Here is a 17,169-nt window from a genome sequence, read left to right on the forward strand (position 1 = left end):
CCCCCCATCGTCCCGGGTGCGATGACTCGGGTCTCCCTTTTCCGGTACGCCCCACCGCGCTGCCCCCGCCCGTTCGTCCGCCCCCGGTAGGGACCAGGCGCGGCCTGCCACGCGTGTCCGGGTCGCCCCCACCGCCCCGGGTGCGATCAGTCGGGTCTCCCTTTTCCGGTACGCCCCACCGCGCTGCCCCCGCTCGCTCGTCCGCCCCCGGTAGGGACCAGGCGCGGCCTGCCACGCGTGTCCGGGTCGCCCCCACCGCCCCGGCTGCGATCAGTCGGGTCTCCGTGGGTTCTTCGGGGGAGGTGGAGGTGGAGGTGGGGGAGGAGGTGGTGGGGGCCAGTCGGAGGAGTGGGAGCGGCGGCGGGGTGGCGGGGGTGGTGGGACCACTGGGCCCATGATCGTCGGGGCGCCGGAGACGTCGCGGGGTGCGGACGGGGGCGGACGCAGGTAGGGGTTCGTGTCGGGGTTCGGCGGCCGGTGCGGAGCACCGGGGGAGTACGGCCCGGCCCCGGACGCCGAGCGCGCCCCGGGCATCGCCGAGGAGACCGGATCCGGCGCCGCCGCCACCGTCGAGCCCGACCCCGCCCCCGACGCGAACCACGACGCCCCGCCCCCCGCCGCCCCCACGGCCACCGAGAGCAACGCCCCCACCAACCCCGCCCCCAACCCCCACGCCGCCCCGAACAGCGCCGCCGCCCCGAGTCGCCCGTGCAGCTCTACCCCCGCGCCGAACGCGTCGAAGCCGAACACGGAGAGGGAGGCGTCGGCGGAGACCGCGGTCAGCCACGCCAGCAGGGGGAGCCCGAGCGCCGTCACCACCCCGAGCCGCACCCCGCACCGGCCCACGAAGCCCGGAGCGGACGTCTCACCTCGTACACCTCGCGTATCTCCTATACGTCCTACATCTCGCGCATCTCCCACATCTCGTGCATCCCTTGTATAAGGAGTCCGTACGGCCGTCAGCACCCCCGCGAACAGCATCGTCACCGCCGCAGCGACCCCCAACAGCCACACCCGCCCGTCGAGTTCGGCGAGCCGCCCGAGCGTGAGCGCCTTGTCGGACGGCCCCGTCAGGAGATCGTCCACCGGGTCCGGCAGGAAGCGCGCGAGCTCGCCCGTCGCCCTGCCGTCCCACGGCACGAAGAGCCCGACGGGCAGCCCGAGCCACACCCCGTTCGGCGCCCCGAGCAGCGCGGCGCCCGCGATCCGCTTGGGGTGGTCGTCGCCGACCATCGCGTACGCCGCCGCCGCGAGCCCCGCGGCGACCGTCACCAGCACCACCGTGACCAGCGCGGAGACGGCCGGCCGCACCACCCGGTGCAGCCCGTCGAGGCGCCGGGGCAGCGGCGTGCGCCGGGACGCGAGCAGCGCGATGAGCAGGACGCCGACGACCCACGCCGCCCCGCCGAGCAGCGTCGGACCGGTGTCCACGGTGAAGCCGACCGAGGCCTCCGCCTCGACCAGGTCCCCGAGCCGGTCGGGGAGGAGCCCGCCGACGTCCCCGAGCCCGTCGGGCAGCTTGTCGCCGATGCCGCCCGGCAGCCGGTCGAGGCCCTCCTCGACCCCCTTGTCGATGCCGAGCTGCTTGCCGTCGATCGTGATGACGTCGTGCCCCGCCCAGGCGAGCCCCGCGAGCATCGCGAGGAAGAGGGCGATCACCGCACTCACGCGCGCGGCGAGTTCGGCGGGGGAGATGACAACCCCCGCCCCGCGCAGAGAACGCAGGAAGAAGTGGGCGAGGAGCAGCGCGCCGACCAAACCCACACCGAGTGGCGCAATATCGACTGTTGTGGTCGCCTCGGCACCCTCAAGGCCGAACGCCGAGACGTCGCCGGACGGCGTCACCGAACCTCCCGCGCCCAGCGCGACGGTCGCAGCCGTCATCGGCCCGAGCGCACCGATCGCGTCGGCGCCGAGCAGATGCAGTCCGAGTGCGGCCGTCCCCGCCATGCCGACCAGGGCCCAGCTCACCGCGGCGATCGCGGAGATCAGCACGTCGCCCCACCGAACGCCCCGGCTCTCGCCCTCATATACGTCGGCCTGCATCAGGACCCCCCGAACCGCGGCACGTTGCCCTGAATGCACGGAATGCTCTCAATGCGCATGATCCGTATGCACTGATGGGCGCTTACTACTCTCCGGGGCGGTTTCTTCCCCGTCAACGGGGCAACCCGTCACACGCGTACGCAGTCTTCACAAGGCCCGACTTTCGGTCAGAGCCCTCCGCCTGAAATAGTTCCTCCCGATGTTCGACATCCCTAGACTCCCCACCGATGGGGGCTAGCTCGGGGGACAACTCAGTGGGGCATGGAGTGCCGGAACTCGTACTGGAATTGAATGGCAGGACCTGGGCGCTGGACGCGTCCAGGCCGTACACCCTCGGACGTGATCCGCAAGGGGATATCTCGCTCGATGACGCCAGGGTTTCCTGGCGGCACGCGACGATCAGCTGGAGCGGGCACAGTTGGGTCATTGAGGACCACGGCAGCACCAATGGCACCTTCGTGCAGGGCCAGCGGATCCACCAGATGGAAATCGGACCCGGTTCGGCCGTGCACCTCGGCAACGCGACCGACGGTCCGCTGCTGAACGTGTCCGGCGGCGCGGCGGGGGCGCCCGCCGCGGCCGTCTCCGCACCGCAGCAGCAGGCCCAGCAGAACCAGCAGCACCAGCAGGAGGCTCCGGACTGGGCCGCGCAGGCCCAGCAGCAGGCACCCCAGCAGCAGGCCCCTTACCAGGCGCAGCAGCAGAGCTGGCAGCAACAGCCGCCGCAGCACCAACAGCACCAGCCTCAGCAGCAGCACCAGCCGCACGTGCCCCAGCAGCAGGGCGGCCCTGCCGAGCAGTACGCGCAGAAGACCCCGGGAACCGGCGGCGCCGCGGGGGCCCCGCCGGTCTACGGCGACCGCAGCCCGACGACGTTCCACCAGCTCGCACTGGGCCGCAAGATGCGCATCGGCCGTGCGCTCGAGAACGAGCTGGTCGTCTCCGACCTGCAGGTCTCGCGTCACCACGCCGAGTTCACGGCGACGCCCGACGGCCGCTTCGAGATCCACGACCTCGGCTCGCACAACGGCACGTACGTCAACGGTCAGCCGATCGCGAAGTCCTCGACGGTCCTCATCGGCCCGAACGACATCGTCGGCGTCGGCCACTCGACGTTCCGCCTCGTCGGCGGGCAGCTCGAGGAGTTCGTCGACACCGGTGACGTCTCCTTCTCGGCCCGCCACCTCACGGTCACGGTCGACGGCGGCAAGCAGATCCTCAAGGACGTCTCCTTCGGCGTCCCGGAGAAGTCGCTCATCGCGGTCATCGGCCCCTCGGGTTCCGGAAAGTCCACCCTGCTCAAGGCGCTCACCGGCTACCGGCCCGCCAACCAGGGCGACGTCCTCTACGACAACCGCAACCTGTACAAGCAGTTCGCCGAGCTGCGGCAGCGCATCGGTCTGGTCCCGCAGGACGACATCCTGCACAAGGAGCTGACCGTCAAGAAGGCCCTCAAGTACGCGGCCAAGCTGCGCTTCCCGGCCGACACCACGGATGCCGAGCGCAACTCCCGTATAGACGAGGTGCTGCGCGAGCTCAAGCTGGACATCCACAAGGAGAAGAAGGTCACCTCCCTCTCCGGTGGCCAGCGCAAGCGCGTCTCGGTGGCCCTGGAGCTCCTGACCAAGCCGTCGCTGATCTTCCTGGACGAGCCGACCTCCGGCCTCGACCCGGGCATGGACCGCGACGTCATGCAGCTGCTCCGCGGCCTCGCCGACGACGGCCGCACGGTCCTCGTCGTCACGCACTCGGTCGCCGAGCTGGCGATCTGCGACAAGCTCCTGGTGATGGCGCCGGGCGGTTCGGTGGCGTACTTCGGCCCGCCGGAGGAAGCCCTGAACTTCTTCGGCTACAGCACCTGGGCCGACGTCTTCTCCGCCTTCGAGAACTACCGCGACTACGACTGGGCGGGCCGTTGGAAGGGCTCGCAGCACTACCAGATGTACGCCGCGGACATCGACGCCGTCGCCGCGCAGTCCGTACAGATGCCGCCGCCGCAGGCGGTGAAGCCGCCGAAGCCACAGGGCTGGGGCTCACAGCTGTGGACCCTGATCCGCCGCTACACCTCGGTGATCGCCTCCGACAAGGGCTTCATGGGCCTCATGGTGATCCTGCCCGCGGTCCTCGGCATCGTCAGCGTCGTCATCCCGGCCGACTTCGGCCTCGCCCCGCCGAAACCGCCGGTCAAGTTCAACGGCGACGCCGGCACGATCATGCTGATCCTCGCGGTCGGCATGTGCTTCTCGGGCGCGGCCAACTCCGTACGAGAACTGATCAAGGAACGCGTCATCTACGAACGGGAACGGGCCACCGGCCTCTCCCGCTCCGCGTACCTGATGTCCAAGGTCATCGTCCTCGGCGTGATCACGGCCATCCAGGGCGTCATCATCTGCGGCATCGGCTTCGCGAGCCGTGACATGCCGGAAGAGGGCCTGATCATGCCCCCGGCCGTGGAGATCTGCCTGACGATCATCGCGCTCGGCTTCACCTCGATGATGTTCGGCCTGGTCATCTCCTCGCTGGTGAAGACCGCCGAGAAGACCATGCCGCTCCTGGTCATGTTCGCGATCGTCCAGGTCGTGTTCACCGGCGTCCTCTTCCAGGTCTACGGCTCGCCCGGCCTGGAGCAGTTCGCCTGGCTGATGCCGTCCCGCTGGGCCATCGCCGGCGCAGGCGCCACGCTCGACCTCGCGCACCTGATGCCGCCGTGGGACCCGAAGAACCCGAACGACCTGGACCCGCTGTGGGAGCACTCGGCGAGCCAGTGGGGCATCAACATCACCATCCTGCTCGCGCTCGGCGTCGTCTGCGGCATCGCGGTCGCGCGCCTGCTGCGCCGCCACGAGCCGGAGGTCATGCGCAAGTGACCCCCGGTGCCTCCGGGCACACGAGAAGGGCGGCACCCCGTGCGGGGTGCCGCCCTTCGGCGTCTTGAGAACCTCATCTTCGGCTGAAGAGGTCCAGTGATCAGGCGATCAAGGCTCAGTAGGCGCCGTTCACGTTGTCCATCGAGCCGTACCGGTCGGCGGCGTAGTTGGCCGCGGCCGTGATGTTGGCGACCGGGTCGTAGATGTTCGTGGAGGTGCCGTCGACGTGGTACGCGTCGAACGTCGGCTTGATGACCTGGAGCAGGCCGATCGACGGGGTGCCGTTGATGGCGTTGATGTCCCAGCCGTTCACGGCCTGCGGGTTGCCCGCCGACTCACGGATGATGTTGCGGTGCAGGCCCTCGTAGGAACCGGGGATGCCCTTGGCCTTCATGATGTCCAGGGACTGGCGGATCCAGCCGTCGAGGTTGTTGGTGTAGACCGGCTTGCGGGCGGCGGCGCGGCTGGCGGCCTCCTTGGCCTTCCGCTCGTCCTCGGCCTTCTTCTTCGCGGCGGCCTCGTCGGCGGCCTTCTTGTCGGCGGCGGCCTTCGCGGCGGCGTCCTGGGCCTTCTTGTCGGCGCTGCTGTGCTGCTTGATGACACCGGCGCGGACGGCCTGCTCGGCCTCGACGTTCTGCTTGAAGGCCACCGGGGCGGTATCGAGGCTCTGGGTCTCGGTTCCCGCATCGGCGCTGCCCGGCACGAGGGAGAACGCGAGGGCAGCGGCGCCGAGCGTGGCGACACCGGCGATCGAGAACTTCTGGGCCTTGGTCACAGTGGCGCGACTATGGCCGGGGGTGTTGTGCATGGACATGCGAGTTGGACCTCTTCGAATAGCGGAGGTCGCTCACGGCCGGCGGGGACATGGTGCTGTCCGGCAAAACGCCGCGGTCGGGAGGACCGCGGCGCCGAGCGACTGAGCAATTCTTAGCGGCCGCAAAATTGTGTGGCAAAGATGTGACGTACGATGCCGGGTAGTGGATCAGGGGGCACACGGACTCCCAAAGCGGGCATCTACCCCGTCCCCTTTAAGGGATTCCTCATCAACTAGGGGTCTTCGTACGTGACGTGCGCCCTATGCGCGGGCTCACATCAGCGACGTAACGGCCTCACCAAGAGTTGCCGTCGCAATGCTCTCAGTGAGGGCCCTCATCCGGGAGGAGGAGGTGCACGTCGCCGAACTCGTGCCACAGGTAGAGACGGCTTACCGCCTCCGTATAACCCCGCTCGATCGCCGCACGCCCCGCGACGGCCTCCAGCATCAGCAGATGCGAGGCCTCCGGCTCGTGGAGCCCGGTCAGCAAGCCGTCCACCACCCGAACCCCGCGCTCCGGGGTCACCACCAACTCGGTCCGGCCCGCCGCCGCCCGCACCACACCGTCGGGCCCCGCGGCGGCCTCGACGGCGCGCACGGCCGTCGTACCGACCGCCACGACCCGGCCCCCGGCTGCCCGCGCGGCGTTGATCAGCCGAGCCGACACCTCCGACACCTCGAAGAGCTCCGGGTACGGCGGCTCGTGCGCCTCCTGCGAGGCGACACCGGTGTGCAGCACCACCGGCGCGAACTGCACCCCCCTGCTCACCAGCTCCGCCACCATCGACGCCGTGAACGGCCGCCCCGCACTCGGCATCTCCGCGCTCCCCGCCCCGTCCGGCGACGGCAGCGCGAACACGGTCTGGTACGCGGAGAGCGGCTGGTCCCTCTCTGTATAGGAGTAACGAATGGGGCGACCGTGCCTCCGGAGCAGCCCGGGCACATCCCCCGACACCCGCACCCACCACAACCGCCGGCTCTCCGCCGCCACCGGCTCCTCATATACAAGGCGTACGTCTCCGGAGAGCCGCACGACCGAACCGGCCGGGCCACCGGCACGCGCGCGTGTAGTGCCCTTCCCGTCCGGGTCCCGCAGCTCCACGGCCCACCGCCCGTCAGTGCCCCGGGTGGAGAAATGCACCACCACGCGCGCGTGCCCGAGCCTGCCGTCCACCGCCGCGGGCAGGGTCCGGGACGTGTTGACGACGAGCAGGTCCCCGGCCCGCAGCAGCGCGGGCAGCTCCGCGAACGCGTGGTGCGTGACCTCGGTGCCGTGCGACACCAGCAACCGCACCGCGTCCCTCCCGCGCCCGGGACCCCGCTGTTCGGCCGGCACCCGGGCGACGAGCGCGTCCGGCACGCACAGCGGCGCGCCGAGCACGCTCATCGCGCACCCGCGAGCAGCGCGGGAGCCGTGTAACGACCACTGGCGGGCCGCTCGGCGATCACCCGCAGGAAGGCGGGCACCACCGTCTCCGGAAGAGGCCGCCCGGACGGGTCGTCGACGGGCACCGCCGCCTGATACAGATCCGTCCGCATGTCCCCGGGATCCACGGCCCACACCCGCACCCCGGGCTCCTCCTCGGCGAGGACCGCCGAAAGGTGATCCAGGGCGGCCTTGGAGGCGCCGTACCCGCCCCACGTCTCGTACGCCTCCACAGCCGCGTCGGAGCTGAGGTTCAACACCGCACCCCCCGACTCCCGCAGCAACGGCAACGCCTCCTGCACCAACCCCAAAGCCGCCACCACATTCGTCTCCAGGGCCGCCCGCAGCCCGTCGAGCGCCAGCCCGTCCAGCCGTACGAGAGGCTCGGCGCCCAGCGCGCTCGCGTTGTTCACCAGCAGATCGAGCCCGCCGAGGCGCCGCGCCGCGGCCACCAGGTCCGCCCGGTGCCCCGCGTCGGTGACGTCCCCGGCCAGCGCCTCCACGCGCGTGCCGTACCTGCTCAGCTCACGCGCCGAGCCCTCCAGGGCCGCGGCGGTCCTCGCGTCGAGCACGAGATTCCAGCCGGACTCCGCGAGAGCCCCGCCCAGCGCGCGCCCCAGCCCCTTCGAAGCCCCCGTGATGATCGCTACCGGCATGACATCCGTCCCCTCGGTTCGTCTGACCGTCGTCCTGCGGTGCCCGTCCGAGCTCCACTGGGCCACCGTAGGAACGGCCCCGTCCCGGACGCCTCGTGCGGGAGCCGCAACCGCGCGGGTCCCTTCGCCCTAGTCCCGGACCAGGGACCTAGGCCCCGGGCCCTAGTCGGGGGCCTCCACAGGTCGGATACGCACTGTCACACCCCGCCGGTACGGTGTGACCATGAGTCAAGGACCCCGATCCGGCCTGACCGCGGTGAGTTCCGCGCTCCTCGCCATGAGCAGGCACCTGGAGGTGCGCGACGTCCTCAAGACGATCGTCGCCTCGGCCCGCGAGCTGCTCGACGCCGAGTACGCCGCGCTCGGAGTCCCCGACGACCACGGCGGATTCGCCCAGTTCGTCGTCGACGGCGTCAGCGACGACCAGTGGAAGGCCATCGGCCCGCTGCCCCGGCAGCACGGCATCCTCGCCTCGATGCTCCAGAAGGGCGAGACCGTCCGGCTCGGCGACGTGCGCGAGGACCCCCGTTTCGGAGGCTGGCCCTCCGCCCACCCGGACATGTCCGACTTCCTCGGGCTGCCCATCCGTTCGGACGGCGAGACGCTCGGCGCACTCTTCCTCGCCAACAAGAAGTGCCCCAAACCCCAAGGGGGTTGCGGCTTCACCGAGGACGACTCGGAACTCCTCGCCATCCTCGCCCAGCACGCCGCCATCGCCCTCACCAACGCCCGCCTGTACGAGCGCAGCCGCGAGCTGACCATCGCCGAGGAGCGCTCGCGCCTCGCCCACGAACTGCACGACGCCGTCAGCCAGAAACTCTTCTCGCTGCGGCTGACGGCCCAGGCGGCCGCCGCCCTGGTGGACCGCGACCCGTCCCGCGCCAAGGGCGAACTGCAGCAGGTGGCGGTGCTCGCGGCCGAGGCCGCGGACGAACTGCGCGCGGCCGTCGTGGAGTTGCGCCCCGCCGCCCTCGACGAGGACGGCCTGGTGGCCACCTTGCGTACGCACACCCAGGTGCTGCACCGCGCCCACTCCGCGCACGTCACCTTCGAGAGCAACGGTGTGCGGGCGCTGCCGGCCTCGCAAGAGGAGGCCATGCTGCGGGTCGCCCAGGAGGCCCTGCACAATGCGCTGCGCCACTCCGGCGCCGAGCACGTCGCCGTGATCCTGGACAAGCGCGGCGCCGGAGCCGTCCTGCGCGTCGTCGACGACGGTTCGGGCTTCGACCCGAAGGCGATACGCCGCGCGGGACGGCACCTGGGCCTGGTCTCCATGCGGGACCGGGCGAGCGGGGTCGGCGGACAGCTGACCGTGGAATCGGAGCCCGCCAAGGGCACGACGATCGAGATGGAGGTCCCTGGTGGCTGATGCCGCGCTCAATCCCAAGACAGGTATCCGGGTGCTGCTGGTCGACGACCACCAGGTCGTCCGCCGCGGCCTGCGCACGTTCCTGGAGATCCAGGACGACATCGACGTCGTCGGCGAGGCGTCGGACGGCGCCGAAGGAGTCGCCCGGGCCGAGGAGTTGAAGCCGGACGTCGTCCTGATGGACGTCAAGATGCCCGGCATGGACGGCGTCGAGGCGCTCCGCAAGCTCCGCGAACTGGCCAACCCCGCGCGCGTGCTCATCGTCACCAGCTTCACCGAGCAGCGCACGGTCGTCCCGGCCCTGCGCGCCGGCGCAGCGGGGTATGTCTACAAGGACGTCGACCCGGACGCCCTCGCCGGCGCCATCCGCTCCGTGCACGCGGGGCACGTCCTGCTGCAGCCGGAGGTGGCGGGCGCCCTGCTCTCCCAGGAGGAGGCGGGTCACAGTCAGGGCAGGGGCGGTTCGCTCACCGAGCGCGAGCGCGAGGTCCTCTGCCTGATCGCCGACGGCCGCTCGAACCGCGAGATCGCCCGCGCCCTCGTCCTCTCCGAGAAGACCGTCAAGACGCACGTCTCGAACATCCTGATGAAGCTGGACCTCGCCGACCGGACCCAGGCCGCTCTCTGGGCCGTGCGCCACGGCGTGACCGGCTGATGCGGACCGTCGCCTTCCGGACTGAGATTCATACCGTCGTGTAGATGTCCCCCGATTGGCGTATCCGGCGCGGGGGTCGGGCGTTCTCCAGTGCGTGCTGCGGCGGCTGGCCGCAGCTTCTGCTCAGGAGGATCGTAGAAGTGAAGAACCTGAAGAAGGCCGCTGCTGTCACGATGGTGGCCGGTGGCCTGGTCGCGGCCGGCGCCGGTATGGCCTCCGCCCACGGCGGCGCGCAGGCCGACGGCGTCGCCAAGAACTCGCCCGGCGTCGTCTCCGGGAACCTGGTCCAGGCTCCGGTCCACATCCCCGTGAACGTCTGCGGCAACACCGTCACCGTCATCGGCGCCCTGAACCCGACGTTCGGCAACGTCTGCGAGAACCTCTGATCGCACCCTGCGATCACCGGTCGCCGCCACGTGACCGGTTCCTGACCCCCTCGCAACAGGGGTCGCCCATGTCAGCAGGAGGAGCACGTCCCATGAACAGCATCGCCAAGAAGGCCGCTCTGGCCGTCGTCGCCGCCGGTCTCGCCGCGGGCGCGTCCGCCGGAGCCGCGTCCGCCACCGCGGACGCCCAGGCCGACGGCGCCGCCGTGAAGTCCCCGGGCGTCGGCTCGGGCAACCTGGTCCAGGTGCCGGTCCAGGTCCCGGTCAACGCCACGGGCAACAGCGTGAACGTCATCGGCGTCCTGAACCCGGCGTTCGCCAACGAGACGGTGAACCACTGAGGCACCGGCCTCGGCATGGGCCCCGCGGACCGCTGAGGTCCGCGGGGCCCGCTGCGTCGCGGCCCCCACGACACCGCCGACACCGCCGGCGCGGCCTCAGCGCCCGTCCCGCTCCCGCTCCTCGACGTACGAGTTGAACGCCGCCACCTGCGCCCGCCGCGCCGTCCGCTCCACGGGACGCAGCGCCTCGACCCGGGCGGCCATCTCCGACGCGCTCACGGCCCCACCGTGCCCGTTCTCGTACGCGAGCGAGATCAGCAGGCCGACCCGCTGCGCCAGCTCCAGGACCCGCACCGCGCGCGGCGGATAGCCGGGCGCGAGCAGCTCGCGCCCCCTCTCTGCCCGCGCCCGGTACGCGTCGAGCGCCGCCTCGGCGACCGGCCCCGACCCCGCCACATCGAGCCGGGACAGCACCTGCGTCGCCTCCCGCAGCGCCTCCGCGAGCTCGCGCTCCGCCTCGCCCAGCGAGGGCACGTCGGCGGGCGGCGCCTCCCGCACGGGCAGGCAGTGCCAGAGGACCTCCACATGCACATCGCCTTCGGGCCCCGCCTCGTACACCTCGGGCACGAGCCCGTACGGCGCGCCGAAACCGACGACGGCCTCCTCCGCCTCCAGTGCGCGCGCGTTGAACTCGGGCGGCCCGCTCAGCCCGAGCGGATGCCCCGGCGCGGGGAGCGCCACTCGCAGACCGGTCACCCCCAGCGAGCGCAGCCGCCCCATGGCGAGCGTGAGTCCGACCGGGCCGGGCTCCCCGGGGAGTCCTTCGACCCGGTGCACCGCGTCGTCGCCGACCATCGCGAGCACCGCGTCATCCGGAGAAATAAATCCGGCCAAAAGGGCATTTCCCCATGCGGCCAGGCGTCCTGAGCGTGGTTCCGAGAGCATGCACACAGCCTAAGGACCGGCCTCACGACAGGAACGCTCGGCCGGTGGCGTAGGTTTTATCCGGGGGCCGCGTCCACAGGCGCGAGCGACGACGAGACTGCAATGGGAGACAGCGCGCTCATGAGCGATGTACTGGAGCTTGAGGACGTATCTGTGGTCCGCGAGGGCCGGGCTCTGGTGGACCAGGTCTCCTGGTCGGTCAAGGAGGGGGAGCGCTGGGTCATCCTCGGCCCCAACGGCGCCGGCAAGACCACCCTCCTCAACGTCGCGTCGAGCTACCTCTTCCCGAGCACCGGCTCCGCCACCGTCCTCGGCGAGACCCTCGGCAAGCCCGGCACGGACGTGTTCGAGCTGCGCCCGCGCATCGGCATCGCCGGCATCGCCATGGCGGAGAAGCTGCCCAAGCGGCAGACCGTCCTCCAGACCGTGCTCACCGCGGCGTACGGCATGACCGCCGGCTGGCACGAGAACTACGAGGACGTGGACGAGCAGCGCGCCCGCGCCTTCCTCGACCGCCTCGGCATGAGCGACTACCTGGACCGCAAGTTCGGCACCCTCTCCGAGGGCGAGCGCAAGCGCACCCTGATCGCCCGCGCCCTGATGACCGACCCCGAGCTGCTCCTCCTCGACGAGCCCGCCGCGGGTCTCGACCTCGGCGGCCGCGAAGACCTCGTACGCCGCCTCGGCCGCCTCGCACGCGACCCGATCGCCCCCTCGATGATCATGGTCACGCACCACGTCGAGGAGATCGCGCCCGGCTTCACGCACGTCCTGATGATCCGCCAGGGCAAGGTCCTCGCCGCGGGCCCGCTTGAGCTGGAGCTCACCTCCCGCAACCTCTCCCTGTGCTTCGGTCTCCCGCTGGTCGTCGAGCAGCGCAACGACCGCTGGACGGCCACGGGACTTCCGCTCAGCTGATCGGCGCCCTGTCCCGGAAGGGACCCGCGGTCCTACGATGACCGTGTGGACATCGACGCATGGGTGTGGTGGCTGATCGGAGCCGCCGCACTCGGAATCCCGCTCGTACTGACCGCGATGCCGGAGCTCGGCATGCTCGCCGTGGGGGCCGTCGCCGCCGCCGTGACCGCGGGCATGGGCGGCGGCATGGTGCTGCAGGTCGTGGTCTTCGCCGCGGTCTCGGTGGCGCTCATCGCCGTCGTACGCCCCGTCGCGGCGCGGCACCGCTCCCAGCGGCCCGAACTGGCCACCGGAGTCGACGCGTTGAAGGGCAGAACGGCCGTCGTCCTCGAACGGGTCGACGGCTCCGGCGGCCGCATCAAGCTCGCGGGCGAGATCTGGTCGGCCCGAGCCCTCGACACGGACCGTGCCTACGAGGCGGGGCAAGCGGTGGACGTCGTCGAGATCGACGGGGCGACGGCCGTCGTGCTGTGAATCCCCCACGGGCCGGATGACGGTCTGACAGACTCGACCAGCAAGATCTTCGCCGAGGCATGAGGGGTACGGGGAAACACGATGCAACCATTCATCATCGTCCTGGTCATTCTGGTGGTGCTGGTCTTCATCGCCCTGATCAAGACCATCCAGGTCATCCCGCAGGCGAGCGCCGCCATCGTCGAGCGCTTCGGCCGCTACACCCGCACGCTGAACGCGGGCCTGAACATCGTCGTCCCGTTCATCGACTCGATCCGCAACCGCATCGACCTGCGTGAACAGGTCGTCCCCTTCCCGCCCCAGCCGGTGATCACCCAGGACAACCTGGTGGTCAACATCGACACCGTCATCTACTACCAGGTGACCGACGCGAGGGCCGCGACCTACGAGGTCGCCAGCTACATCCAGGCGATCGAACAGCTCACCGTCACCACGCTGCGCAACATCATCGGCGGCATGGACCTGGAGCGGACCCTCACCTCCCGCGAGGAGATCAACGCGGCCCTGCGCGGCGTCCTCGACGAGGCCACCGGCAAGTGGGGCATCCGCGTCAACCGCGTAGAGCTCAAGGCGATCGAGCCGCCGACCTCCATCCAGGACTCGATGGAGAAGCAGATGCGCGCCGACCGTGACAAGCGCGCCGCGATCCTCCAGGCCGAAGGTGTGCGGCAGTCGGAGATCCTGCGGGCCGAGGGTGAGAAGCAGTCCGCGATCCTGCGCGCCGAAGGTGAGGCCAAGGCCGCGGCCCTGCGCGCCGAGGGCGAGGCCCAGGCGATCCGCACGGTCTTCGAGTCCATCCACGCCGGCGACCCGGACCAGAAGCTGCTCTCCTACCAGTACCTCCAGATGCTCCCGAAGATCGCCGAGGGCGACGCCAACAAGCTCTGGATCGTCCCCAGCGAGATCGGCGACGCCCTCAAGGGCCTCGGCGGCGCGCTCGGCAACTTCGGCCCGATGGGCGGCGGTTCGGTCCCCGCGCAGGCCAAGGAGCGCCGCGAACAGCCCCCGATCGACTGACGGGCCCCGAAGGACGGCGGGCGCGGTGCTAGGCGGCGGGCTGCGCCAGCCACTCCGGCAGCGACGCGAGATCCTCCCGGCCCAGCGACAAGAGCATCGCATCGGCGGGCGTCGGCTCGAACGGCTGCCGCAGCAAGGGCATACCGGCCTCCTCCGGAGTCCGGTTCGCCTTGCGGTGATTGTCCAGCGCGCACGACGCCACCGTGTTCAGCCAGGAGTCGGCGCCGCCCTGGGACCGCGGCACCACGTGGTCCACCGTCGTGGCACGCCTGCCGCAGTAAGCACACCGGTGCTGGTCACGGACCAGTACACCCCGCCTCGACCATGGCGCCTGTCTTCGGAACGGCACCCGCACGTACCTGCACAGTCTGATCACCCGCGGCACCGGAATGTCGATCGTCGCCGCGCGCACGCGCAGTCCGGGGTGGGCGTGCTCGACCACGGCCTTGTCCTGGAGCACCAGAACGACGGCCCGGTTGAGCGACACCGTCGAGAGCGGCTCGAAGCTCGCGTTCAGCACCAGCGTGTCCCGCATCAACCTGCCCACCTCCCGTATGCACCGGCCCACCGCCTGGCGGGCTGGGATCAACTCTGGCCGGGCACGCCGAGATGGACAACGAAATAAAAAATGCCCGCCTCTGATCACTTCCATGACCAGAGGCGGGCAAACAATCGGTGAACCCTCAGTATCTGAGAGTCACTCAGCTTTCCGGGGGAGCCGCGTACTCGGCGATCACCTGGGCACGCGCCAGCGTGTGGAACCGGAGGTTGAAGCCCACGACCGCGGGCGAGGCGTCCGAGTCGGGACCCAGCCTCTCCTGGTCCACCGCGTACACGGTGAACACATAGCGGTGCGCCGGGTCGCCGGGCGGCGGCGCCGCACCCACGAACTCCTTCGCCCCGTAGTCGTTGCGCACCTGCACGGCGCCCTCGGGCAGTCCCTCGAACTTCCCGCTGCCCGCACCGCCCGGCAGCTCGGTCACCGAGACCGGGATGTCGAAGACAGTCCAGTGCCAGAACCCGCTCCCCGTAGGGGCGTCCGGGTCGAAGCACGTCACGGCGAAGCTCTTGGTCTCGGGCGGGAAGCCCTCCCACCGCAGGTGCGGCGAGGTGTTCCCGGCCGCCTGGACCTGAGCGTCCTTGAGGACCGCGCCCGGTTCGAAGTCCTCGCTCACGACCGTGAACGCCGGCACGGCCGGATGGAAGTCATGGGGAAGCGGCGGCCTCTTGAGCTCGCTCACGTAGGCACCTCCTGGTTGATTGCTGGTCCTCGCTGATCCGCTCCGAGCCTAGAACCAGTTGCGCTTGCTGCCGACCTGCGACAGCCACTCGTTGAGGTACGCCGCCCAGTCGGTGCTGTGGAAGTCGTTCAGCCCGACCTTGAACGAACGGAACGAGTCGCTGCTCTCGCTGAACAGGCCCGGCTTCTTGTCCATCTCCAGTACGACGTCCATCTCGCGGTCGTCGGCGACGAAGCTCAGCTCGACCTGGTTGAGCCCGCGGTACTGCTGCGGCGGGAAGAACTCGATCTCCTGGTAGAACGGCAGCTTCTGCCGCGTGCCGCGGATGTGACCGCGCTCCATGTCCGCGCTCTTGAAGCGGAAGCCCAGCTGGATGAAGGCGTCCAGGATGGCCTGCTGTGCCGGCAGCGGGTGCACGTTGATCGGGTCCAGGTCGCTCGAGTCCACGGCGCGCGCGATCTCCAGCTCGGTGGTCACACCGATGTTCATGCCGCGCAGCTGCTGCCCGTCGATGCTCGTGACCGGGGTCTCCCAGGGGATCTCCAGGCTGAACTGCACGGCGTGCACCTGGTTGGCCTGCAGAGTGAAGGCGCCACCGAGCCGCTGCTTGATGAACTCGATGTCCTGCTTGGTCTCCTGGTCGTTGCCCTCGACCTCGACCCGCGCCTGCAGGCCGACGGAGAGACCCTCGATCTCCTGGTCCACCGACCCGCCCTGGATCCGCACCTCACCCTGGACCACGCCGCCCGGGACCACGTTGATCTCGGTCAGCACGGTCTCCACCGAGGCACCGCCGGCACCCAGACTCGCGAGCAGCTTCTTGAACCCCATGACACTCCATCCCCAGGCCGCCGCCTGTGGCTCGTCCCGACTTGGATACTTGATCGATAGAAACGCGAGGGGACCGCGTGCGGTTCCGCACCTCACCCTGGCAACCGGGCGGCCGGACGACCACCCGCGAACCAAGACCATGTGCACTACGCTCGTACGGCATGATCGCGAGCCCTGACCGTACGCCCCTCACCCGAGACTTCTTCGACCGCCCGGTCCTGGAGGTCGCCCCTGACCTGCTCGGCCGCATCCTGGTGCGCGACTCGGCGGCCGGCCCGATCGAAGTCCGCCTGACAGAGGTCGAGGCGTACGCGGGAGAGGTCGACCCCGGCTCACACGCGTACCGCGGCCGCACGGCCCGCAACAGCGTGATGTTCGGGCAGCCCGGACACATGTACGTCTACTTCACCTACGGCATGTGGCACTGCATGAACCTGGTGTGCGGTCCCGAGGGCATGGCGAGCGCGGTCCTCCTGCGCGCAGGAGAGATCACGGAGGGTGTGGAACTGGCTCGCAAACGTCGACTCTCGGCCCGTAACGACAAGGAACTGGCCAAAGGCCCCGCCCGCCTGGCCACAGCTCTCGACGTGGACCGACAGCTGGACGGCACCGACGTCTGCGGCGACCCGTCGTCCCCCTTCTCCGTACTGACCGGTGCCCCGGTCCCGTCCGACCAGGTCAGCAGCGGTCCCCGCACGGGAGTGGCCGGCGAAGGCGGCGAGGGCAGTGTCCATCCGTGGCGCTTCTGGACGACCAACGACCCTACGGTCAGCCCCTATCGGGCCCATACGCCTCGACGCCGCCGAACTTGACGCACGGTCGGGCCCTCCGTAAGGTAGTCCGAGTCGCTTGAACCGGGTACGGCAATCTGCCAGCAGCCGGAAGCGGCCAACCACTACCTGACAACTTCCCCTCGGCGGGGCCTTATTTCGCATGCCTGCATGTCGAAATTCGAACTCGCGAAACTCGATTATGAGTTGCGGAGGGAATCGGCTAACGTAGTGAACACGCCGAAAGGCAAAGGCCCTCCAACGGCCACCGGAAATGAAATCCGAACCGGGAACGGAACGGAAAACGGATCTGGTAAGGTTGGAAACACGAAATACCGAAGGGAAGCGCCCGGAGGAAAGCCCCAGAGAATGTTCTGCGGGTGAGTACAAAGGAAGCGTCCGTTCCTTGAGAACTCAACAGCGTGCCAAAAGTCAACGCCAGATATGTTGATACCCCGACTCACTTCGGTGAG

The 17,169-nt window shown here is 70.0% G+C and carries 17 protein-coding genes; 9 read left to right on the forward strand and 8 right to left on the reverse strand.

What is annotated here, in order from left to right; all coding sequences use genetic code 11:
- Window positions 1-270: 270 nt before the first annotated feature.
- Window positions 271-2,046 carry a streptophobe family protein gene (locus AB0N81_RS09120; protein ID WP_365356968.1) on the reverse strand — a complete coding sequence of 592 codons (1,776 nt, stop codon included), beginning with the start codon at window positions 2,044-2,046 and terminating at the stop codon, window positions 271-273.
- Window positions 2,047-2,312: 266 nt separating this feature from the next.
- Here AB0N81_RS09120 and AB0N81_RS09125 point away from each other — a divergent pair, with 266 nt between their 5' ends.
- Window positions 2,313-4,913 (forward strand): FHA domain-containing protein, encoded by a 2,601-nt coding sequence (locus tag AB0N81_RS09125; protein WP_365356970.1) that lies wholly within the window; start codon window positions 2,313-2,315, stop codon window positions 4,911-4,913.
- Window positions 4,914-5,028: 115 nt separating this feature from the next.
- Here AB0N81_RS09125 and AB0N81_RS09130 read toward each other — a convergent pair whose 3' ends face one another.
- The 3 genes from AB0N81_RS09130 to AB0N81_RS09140 form a co-directional block, all read right to left on the reverse strand.
- Window positions 5,029-5,727 (reverse strand): transglycosylase SLT domain-containing protein, encoded by a 699-nt coding sequence (locus AB0N81_RS09130; RefSeq protein WP_365356972.1) that lies wholly within the window; start codon window positions 5,725-5,727, stop codon window positions 5,029-5,031.
- Window positions 5,728-6,049: 322 nt separating this feature from the next.
- On the reverse strand, window positions 6,050-7,114 hold the full coding sequence (locus AB0N81_RS09135) for an S-adenosylmethionine:tRNA ribosyltransferase-isomerase (RefSeq protein ID WP_365356974.1): 1,065 nt from the start codon (window positions 7,112-7,114) through the stop codon (window positions 6,050-6,052).
- Window positions 7,111-7,809 carry an SDR family NAD(P)-dependent oxidoreductase gene (locus tag AB0N81_RS09140; RefSeq protein WP_365356975.1) on the reverse strand — a complete coding sequence of 233 codons (699 nt, stop codon included), beginning with the start codon at window positions 7,807-7,809 and terminating at the stop codon, window positions 7,111-7,113. Before AB0N81_RS09140 ends, AB0N81_RS09135 begins: the two co-directional genes overlap by 4 nt.
- A 223-nt stretch (window positions 7,810-8,032) precedes the next feature.
- Here AB0N81_RS09140 and AB0N81_RS09145 point away from each other — a divergent pair, with 223 nt between their 5' ends.
- The 4 genes from AB0N81_RS09145 to AB0N81_RS09160 all read left to right on the forward strand — a co-directional run bounded on the left by AB0N81_RS09145 (window position 8,033) and on the right by AB0N81_RS09160 (window position 10,560).
- On the forward strand, window positions 8,033-9,178 hold the full coding sequence (locus tag AB0N81_RS09145; protein ID WP_365356977.1) for a GAF domain-containing sensor histidine kinase: 1,146 nt from the start codon (window positions 8,033-8,035) through the stop codon (window positions 9,176-9,178).
- Window positions 9,171-9,833 carry a response regulator transcription factor gene (locus AB0N81_RS09150; RefSeq protein WP_365356979.1) on the forward strand — a complete coding sequence of 221 codons (663 nt, stop codon included), beginning with the start codon at window positions 9,171-9,173 and terminating at the stop codon, window positions 9,831-9,833. Before AB0N81_RS09145 ends, AB0N81_RS09150 begins: the two co-directional genes overlap by 8 nt.
- Window positions 9,834-9,973: 140 nt before the next feature.
- Window positions 9,974-10,219 carry a chaplin gene (locus AB0N81_RS09155; protein ID WP_365356981.1) on the forward strand — a complete coding sequence of 82 codons (246 nt, stop codon included), beginning with the start codon at window positions 9,974-9,976 and terminating at the stop codon, window positions 10,217-10,219.
- 92 nt (window positions 10,220-10,311) lie between these two features.
- Window positions 10,312-10,560: a chaplin gene (locus tag AB0N81_RS09160; RefSeq protein ID WP_365356983.1), complete on the forward strand. Its 249-nt coding sequence runs from the start codon at window positions 10,312-10,314 to the stop codon at window positions 10,558-10,560.
- 96 nt (window positions 10,561-10,656) lie between these two features.
- Here AB0N81_RS09160 and AB0N81_RS09165 read toward each other — a convergent pair whose 3' ends face one another.
- Window positions 10,657-11,445: a hypothetical protein gene (locus tag AB0N81_RS09165; RefSeq protein WP_365356985.1), complete on the reverse strand. Its 789-nt coding sequence runs from the start codon at window positions 11,443-11,445 to the stop codon at window positions 10,657-10,659.
- 120 nt (window positions 11,446-11,565) lie between these two features.
- On the opposite strand from AB0N81_RS09165, the gene AB0N81_RS09170 reads away from it, so the two are divergent.
- The 3 genes from AB0N81_RS09170 (at window position 11,566) to AB0N81_RS09180 (ending at window position 13,854) form a co-directional block, all read left to right on the forward strand.
- Window positions 11,566-12,363 carry an ABC transporter ATP-binding protein gene (locus tag AB0N81_RS09170; protein ID WP_365356986.1) on the forward strand — a complete coding sequence of 266 codons (798 nt, stop codon included), beginning with the start codon at window positions 11,566-11,568 and terminating at the stop codon, window positions 12,361-12,363.
- Between the two features lie 45 nt (window positions 12,364-12,408).
- Complete coding sequence (locus AB0N81_RS09175; protein WP_365356987.1) at window positions 12,409-12,837, forward strand: NfeD family protein; 429 nt, start codon at window positions 12,409-12,411, stop codon at window positions 12,835-12,837.
- An 81-nt stretch (window positions 12,838-12,918) separates the two neighbouring features.
- On the forward strand, window positions 12,919-13,854 hold the full coding sequence (locus AB0N81_RS09180; RefSeq protein ID WP_365356989.1) for an SPFH domain-containing protein: 936 nt from the start codon (window positions 12,919-12,921) through the stop codon (window positions 13,852-13,854).
- Between the two features lie 28 nt (window positions 13,855-13,882).
- Here the strand turns inward: AB0N81_RS09180 and AB0N81_RS09185 are convergent, their stop codons facing one another.
- The 3 genes from AB0N81_RS09185 to AB0N81_RS09195 all read right to left on the reverse strand — a co-directional run bounded on the left by AB0N81_RS09185 (window position 13,883) and on the right by AB0N81_RS09195 (window position 15,926).
- The gene (locus tag AB0N81_RS09185; protein WP_365356990.1) at window positions 13,883-14,389 is read right to left on the reverse strand and encodes an HNH endonuclease; all 507 of its coding nucleotides are present in this window, start codon (window positions 14,387-14,389) and stop codon (window positions 13,883-13,885) included.
- A 166-nt stretch (window positions 14,390-14,555) separates the two neighbouring features.
- Window positions 14,556-15,095: a YbhB/YbcL family Raf kinase inhibitor-like protein gene (locus tag AB0N81_RS09190; protein WP_365356991.1), complete on the reverse strand. Its 540-nt coding sequence runs from the start codon at window positions 15,093-15,095 to the stop codon at window positions 14,556-14,558.
- A gap of 48 nt (window positions 15,096-15,143) precedes the next feature.
- The gene (locus AB0N81_RS09195; protein WP_365356992.1) at window positions 15,144-15,926 is read right to left on the reverse strand and encodes a sporulation protein; all 783 of its coding nucleotides are present in this window, start codon (window positions 15,924-15,926) and stop codon (window positions 15,144-15,146) included.
- 161 nt (window positions 15,927-16,087) lie between these two features.
- On the opposite strand from AB0N81_RS09195, the gene AB0N81_RS09200 reads away from it, so the two are divergent.
- Complete coding sequence (locus AB0N81_RS09200) at window positions 16,088-16,738, forward strand: DNA-3-methyladenine glycosylase (RefSeq protein ID WP_365356993.1); 651 nt, start codon at window positions 16,088-16,090, stop codon at window positions 16,736-16,738.
- Window positions 16,739-17,169 lie beyond the last annotated feature (431 nt).

It is taken from the genome of Streptomyces sp. NPDC093510 (genome assembly GCF_040683555.1).
Lineage (GTDB): Bacteria > Actinomycetota > Actinomycetes > Streptomycetales > Streptomycetaceae > Streptomyces.

Bases quoted from the DNA above. Each gene is read 5' to 3' on its own strand.
- AB0N81_RS09120 (WP_365356968.1), bottom strand. From the start codon at position 2,046: ATGCAGGCCGACGTATATGAGGGCGAGAGCCGGGGCGTTCGGTGGGGC.
- AB0N81_RS09185 (WP_365356990.1), bottom strand. From the start codon at position 14,389: ATGCGGGACACGCTGGTGCTGAACGCGAGCTTCGAGCCGCTCTCGACG.
- AB0N81_RS09200 (WP_365356993.1), top strand. From the start codon at position 16,088: ATGATCGCGAGCCCTGACCGTACGCCCCTCACCCGAGACTTCTTCGAC.
- AB0N81_RS09180 (WP_365356989.1), top strand. From the start codon at position 12,919: ATGCAACCATTCATCATCGTCCTGGTCATTCTGGTGGTGCTGGTCTTC.
- AB0N81_RS09135 (WP_365356974.1), bottom strand. From the start codon at position 7,114: ATGAGCGTGCTCGGCGCGCCGCTGTGCGTGCCGGACGCGCTCGTCGCC.
- AB0N81_RS09130 (WP_365356972.1), bottom strand. From the start codon at position 5,727: ATGTCCATGCACAACACCCCCGGCCATAGTCGCGCCACTGTGACCAAG.
- AB0N81_RS09160 (WP_365356983.1), top strand. From the start codon at position 10,312: ATGAACAGCATCGCCAAGAAGGCCGCTCTGGCCGTCGTCGCCGCCGGT.
- AB0N81_RS09140 (WP_365356975.1), bottom strand. From the start codon at position 7,809: ATGCCGGTAGCGATCATCACGGGGGCTTCGAAGGGGCTGGGGCGCGCG.
- AB0N81_RS09165 (WP_365356985.1), bottom strand. From the start codon at position 11,445: ATGCTCTCGGAACCACGCTCAGGACGCCTGGCCGCATGGGGAAATGCC.
- AB0N81_RS09170 (WP_365356986.1), top strand. From the start codon at position 11,566: ATGAGCGATGTACTGGAGCTTGAGGACGTATCTGTGGTCCGCGAGGGC.
- AB0N81_RS09145 (WP_365356977.1), top strand. From the start codon at position 8,033: ATGAGTCAAGGACCCCGATCCGGCCTGACCGCGGTGAGTTCCGCGCTC.
- AB0N81_RS09195 (WP_365356992.1), bottom strand. From the start codon at position 15,926: ATGGGGTTCAAGAAGCTGCTCGCGAGTCTGGGTGCCGGCGGTGCCTCG.